This window comes from Rhodocyclus tenuis, assembly GCF_014197755.1.
GTDB classification, from domain to species: Bacteria; Pseudomonadota; Gammaproteobacteria; order Burkholderiales; family Rhodocyclaceae; genus Rhodocyclus; species Rhodocyclus tenuis.
The window spans coordinates 1-5,286 of sequence record NZ_JACIGE010000023.1 but is presented as its reverse complement, the minus strand read 5'-3'; the positions used below and the strand labels follow the sequence as shown (position 1 = coordinate 5,286).

At 53.6% G+C, this 5,286-nt stretch carries 2 tRNA genes and 3 rRNA genes; all 5 read right to left on the bottom strand.

The features are described from left to right. Positions 1-75: 75 nt before the first annotated feature. The 5 genes from rrf to GGD90_RS17750 all read right to left on the bottom strand — a co-directional run bounded on the left by rrf (position 76) and on the right by GGD90_RS17750 (position 5,211). Positions 76-190: ribosomal RNA gene (gene rrf / locus GGD90_RS17770) — 5S ribosomal RNA — on the bottom strand. Between the two features lie 88 nt (positions 191-278). Then, positions 279-3,169, bottom strand: a 23S ribosomal RNA gene (locus GGD90_RS17765). A gap of 254 nt (positions 3,170-3,423) precedes the next feature. Next, a tRNA-Ala gene (locus GGD90_RS17760) sits at positions 3,424-3,499 on the bottom strand. Between the two features lie 38 nt (positions 3,500-3,537). After that, positions 3,538-3,614: transfer RNA gene (locus GGD90_RS17755), tRNA-Ile, on the bottom strand. Positions 3,615-3,675: 61 nt separating this feature from the next. After that, positions 3,676-5,211: ribosomal RNA gene (locus GGD90_RS17750) — 16S ribosomal RNA — on the bottom strand. The 16S, 23S and 5S rRNA genes sit together here with 2 tRNA genes alongside, the layout of an rRNA operon. Between the last annotated feature and the right edge of the window lie 75 nt (positions 5,212-5,286).

Below are 5,286 nucleotides of genomic sequence, written 5' to 3'. Positions count from 1 at the left end.
GGGGAGGGGATGTCAGTAGACGGCCGACGCCCTCGCCGCTGGATAGCGGGGAGGGCGTTGGGTTGGTATGGGGGAGCCTGGCGGTGACCTACTTTCGCACACGTTTAAGTGCACTATCATCGGCGTATCTTCGTTTCACGGTCCTGTTCGGGATGGGAAGGGGTGGGTCCGAAGAGCTATGGCCGCCAAGCGAAACTGGTGGCACGTCGTTTTAGACGACGTACTGGGATAGAAGAAGGTGGTTGTTGTGATTGCGTGCATGAGTTGCACAAGGTTATAGGATCAAGCCGCACGGGCAATTAGTACTGGTTAGCTTAACGCATTGCTGCGCTTCCACACCCAGCCTATCAACGTGGTGGTCTTCCACGACCCTTCAGGGGGCTCAAGGCCCCGGGGAAGTCTTATCTTAAGGCGAGTTTCACGCTTAGATGCTTTCAGCGTTTATCTCTTCCGAACTTAGCTACCCGGCGATACGACTGGCGTCATAACCGGTACACCAGAGGTTCGTCCACTCCGGTCCTCTCGTACTAGGAGCAGGTCCCTTCAAACTTCCAGCGCCCACGGCAGATAGGGACCAAACTGTCTCACGACGTTTTAAACCCAGCTCGCGTACCACTTTAAATGGCGAACAGCCATACCCTTGGGACCGGCTACAGCCCCAGGATGTGATGAGCCGACATCGAGGTGCCAAACACCGCCGTCGATATGAACTCTTGGGCGGTATCAGCCTGTTATCCCCAGAGTACCTTTTATCCGTTGAGCGATGGCCCTTCCATACAGAACCACCGGATCACTATGACCTACTTTCGTACCTGCTCGACTTGTGGGTCTCGCAGTCAAGCACGCTTATGCCATTGCACTATTAGCACGATGTCCGACCGTACCTAGCGTACCTTCGTACTCCTCCGTTACCTTTTGGGAGGAGACCGCCCCAGTCAAACTGCCTGCCATGCACGGTCCCAGACCCGGATTCACGGGCCATGGTTAGAACCTCAAACAAACCAGGGTGGTATTTCAAGGTTGGCTCCACCGAAACTAGCGTTCCGGCTTCACAGCCTCCCACCTATCCTACACAGATCGGTTCAAAGTCCAATGCAAAGCTACAGTAAAGGTTCATGGGGTCTTTCCGTCTTGCCGCGGGGAGATTGCATCTTCACAAACATTTCAACTTCGCTGAGTCTCAGGAGGAGACAGTGTGGCCATCGTTACGCCATTCGTGCAGGTCGGAACTTACCCGACAAGGAATTTCGCTACCTTAGGACCGTTATAGTTACGGCCGCCGTTTACCGGGGCTTCGATCAAGAGCTTGCACCCCATCACTTAACCTTCCGGCACCGGGCAGGCGTCACACCCTATACGTCCACTTTCGTGTTTGCAGAGTGCTGTGTTTTTATTAAACAGTCGCAGCCACCATTTCACTGCAACCCCTTCGGCCTTCGAGCGCGAGGCTCTACAACCTACTGGGGCGCACCTTATCCCGAAGTTACGGTGCTAATTTGCCGAGTTCCTTCTCCTGAGTTCTCTCAAGCGCCTTAGAATTTTCATCCTGCCCACCTGTGTCGGTTTGCGGTACGGTCTCTTTGTAACTGAAGCTTAGAGGCTTTTCTTGGAAGCATGGTATCAATCACTTCGGTCTCAATGAGACCTCGTTATCACGCCTCAGCTAAGCTCTCCGGATTTGCCAAGAGAGCACGCCTACACGCTTGAACCGGGACGTCCAACACCCGGCTGACCTAACCTTCTCCGTCCCCCCATCGCATTACAAAGAGGTACAGGAATATTAACCTGTTTCCCATCGACTACGCTTTTCAGCCTCGCCTTAGGGGCCGACTCACCCTGCGCCGATGAACGTTGCGCAGGAAACCTTGGGCTTTCGGCGAGGGAGCTTTTCACTCCCTTTATCGCTACTCATGTCAGCATTCGCACTTCCGATACCTCCAGCAGCCTTTACAAGCCACCTTCAACGGCCTACGGAACGCTCTCCTACCATATGCAATAAATTGCATATCCGCGATTTCGGTGCATAGTTTGAGCCCCGTTACATCTTCCGCGCAGGACGACTCGACCAGTGAGCTATTACGCTTTCTTTAAAGGATGGCTGCTTCTAAGCCAACCTCCTGGCTGTCTGAGCCTTCCCACCTCGTTTCCCACTTAACTATGTCTTTGGGACCTTAATCGGCGGTCTGGGTTGTTTCCCTCTTGACACCGGACGTTAGCACCCGATGTCTGTCTCCCAAGCTCGCACTCAACGGTATTCAGAGTTTGCAATGGTTTGGTAAGTCGCGATGACCCCCTAGCCATAACAGTGCTTTACCCCCGTCGGTGATACTTGAGGCACTACCTAAATAGTTTTCGGAGAGAACCAGCTATTTCCAAGTTTGTTTAGCCTTTCACCCCTATCCACAGCTCATCCCCTAATTTTTCAACATTAGTGGGTTCGGACCTCCAGTACCTGTTACGGCACCTTCATCCTGGCCATGGATAGATCACTTGGTTTCGGGTCTACGCCTTGCTACTTATCGCCCTTATCAGACTCGGTTTCCCTACGCCTCCCCTATTCGGTTAAGCTCGCAACAAAACGTAAGTCGCTGACCCATTATACAAAAGGTACGCAGTCACCCCACGAAGGGGCTCCCACTGTTTGTATGCATGCGGTTTCAGGATCTATTTCACTCCCCTCCCGGGGTTCTTTTCGCCTTTCCCTCACGGTACTGGTTCACTATCGGTCGATTACGAGTATTTAGCCTTGGAGGATGGTCCCCCCATGTTCAGACAGGGTTTCACGTGCCCCGCCCTACTTGTCGCAAGCTTAGTACCATCAGACTGTTTTCGCGTACGGGGCTTTCACCCACTATGGCGCCACTTTCCAGAGGCTTCCGCTAACAATCCAACTATCACTTGCAGGCTGGTCCCATTTCGCTCGCCACTACTTTGGGAATCTCGGTTGATTTCTTTTCCTCCGGCTACTTAGATGTTTCAGTTCGCCGGGTTCGCTTCCTCATCCCTATTTTATTCAGGATGGGATACTCCTTGCGGAGTGGGTTTCCCCATTCGGACATCTCTGGATCAAAGCTTCATTGCCAGCTCCCCAGAGCTTTTCGCAGGCTTGCACGTCCTTCTTCGCCTGTAATCGCCAAGGCATCCACCACATGCACTTATTCGCTTGATCCTATAACCTTGTGCTCTCTTTCGAGATCACCTGGCTACAGGCAACTCATTTGTGCGACCCCCCGTCGCTGTAACGGGAGATCGATGCAATCACAACCGTATCGCTGGCTATTTGCTTGTCGGCAACCAGCGATACAACCTTCTTCCATCTTGTTAAAGAGCGCTGACCAATGGTCAGAACAGAACACACGACGTCTCGTCATGTGCTGTGTTCTCGGCACTGGAACAACGGCGCAGAGGCAAGAACCAAGTTCTTGGTGGAGGATGACGGGATCGAACCGACGACCCCCTGCTTGCAAAGCAGGTGCTCTCCCAGCTGAGCTAATCCCCCATTGATAAGTCCCGCTTGAACTACCTTCGTTCAAACGTTGGTGGGTCTGGTTGGAATCGAACCAACGACCCCCGCCTTATCAAGACGGTGCTCTAACCGACTGAGCTACAGACCCTCCGTCTGCGCGGCTTGAGACAACTGATAGGTTGTGGATACTTGTTTCGGTTCTGCTCTAGAAAGGAGGTGATCCAGCCGCAGGTTCCCCTACGGCTACCTTGTTACGACTTCACCCCAGTCACGAACCCTGCCGTGGTAATCGCCCTCCTTGCGGTTAGGCTAACTACTTCTGGCAGAACCCGCTCCCATGGTGTGACGGGCGGTGTGTACAAGACCCGGGAACGTATTCACCGCGACATGCTGATCCGCGATTACTAGCGATTCCGACTTCATGCAGTCGAGTTGCAGACTGCAATCCGGACTACGATCGGCTTTGCGGGATTGGCTCCCCCTCGCGGGTTGGCAACCCTCTGGACCGACCATTGTATGACGTGTGAAGCCCTACCCATAAGGGCCATGAGGACTTGACGTCATCCCCACCTTCCTCCGGTTTGTCACCGGCAGTCTCATTAAAGTGCCCAACTGAATGATGGCAATTAATGACAAGGGTTGCGCTCGTTGCGGGACTTAACCCAACATCTCACGACACGAGCTGACGACAGCCATGCAGCACCTGTGTTCAGGTTCCCTTTCGGGCACTCCCTAATCTCTCAAGGATTCCTGACATGTCAAGGGTAGGTAAGGTTTTTCGCGTTGCATCGAATTAATCCACATCATCCACCGCTTGTGCGGGTCCCCGTCAATTCCTTTGAGTTTTAACCTTGCGGCCGTACTCCCCAGGCGGTCAACTTCACGCGTTAGCTACGGCACTAATGGGTTTAACCCCACCAACACCTAGTTGACATCGTTTAGGGCGTGGACTACCAGGGTATCTAATCCTGTTTGCTCCCCACGCTTTCGTGCATGAGCGTCAGTATTGGCCCAGGGGGCTGCCTTCGCCATCGGTGTTCCTCCACATCTCTACGCATTTCACTGCTACACGTGGAATTCCACCCCCCTCTGCCAAACTCTAGCTGTGCAGTCACAAACGCAGTTCCCAGGTTGAGCCCGGGGATTTCACGTCTGTCTTACACAACCGCCTGCGCACGCTTTACGCCCAGTAATTCCGATTAACGCTCGCACCCTACGTATTACCGCGGCTGCTGGCACGTAGTTAGCCGGTGCTTCTTCTTCGGGTACCGTCATCGACACCAGGTATTAGCCAGTGCCATTTCTTCCCCGCCGAAAGAGCTTTACAACCCGAAGGCCTTCTTCACTCACGCGGCATGGCTGGATCAGGGTTTCCCCCATTGTCCAAAATTCCCCACTGCTGCCTCCCGTAGGAGTCTGGGCCGTGTCTCAGTCCCAGTGTGGCGGATCATCCTCTCAGACCCGCTACGGATCGTCGCCTTGGTGAGCTTTTACCTCACCAACTAGCTAATCCGACATCGGCCGCTCCCAAAGCGCAAGGTCCTAAGATCCCCTGCTTTCCTGCTCACAGAATATGCGGTATTAGCGTAACTTTCGCTACGTTATCCCCCACTTCAGGGCACGTTCCGATGCATTACTCACCCGTTCGCCACTCGTCGCCAGGTTTCCCCGCGTTACCGTTCGACTTGCATGTGTAAGGCATGCCGCCAGCGTTCAATCTGAGCCAGGATCAAACTCTTCAGTTTAATTCCTGATAAAACTCTCGCTTGACGTCGCAATTCTGGGTCTCCCCAAAATCACAGTTTTACATCTAGTGCGAG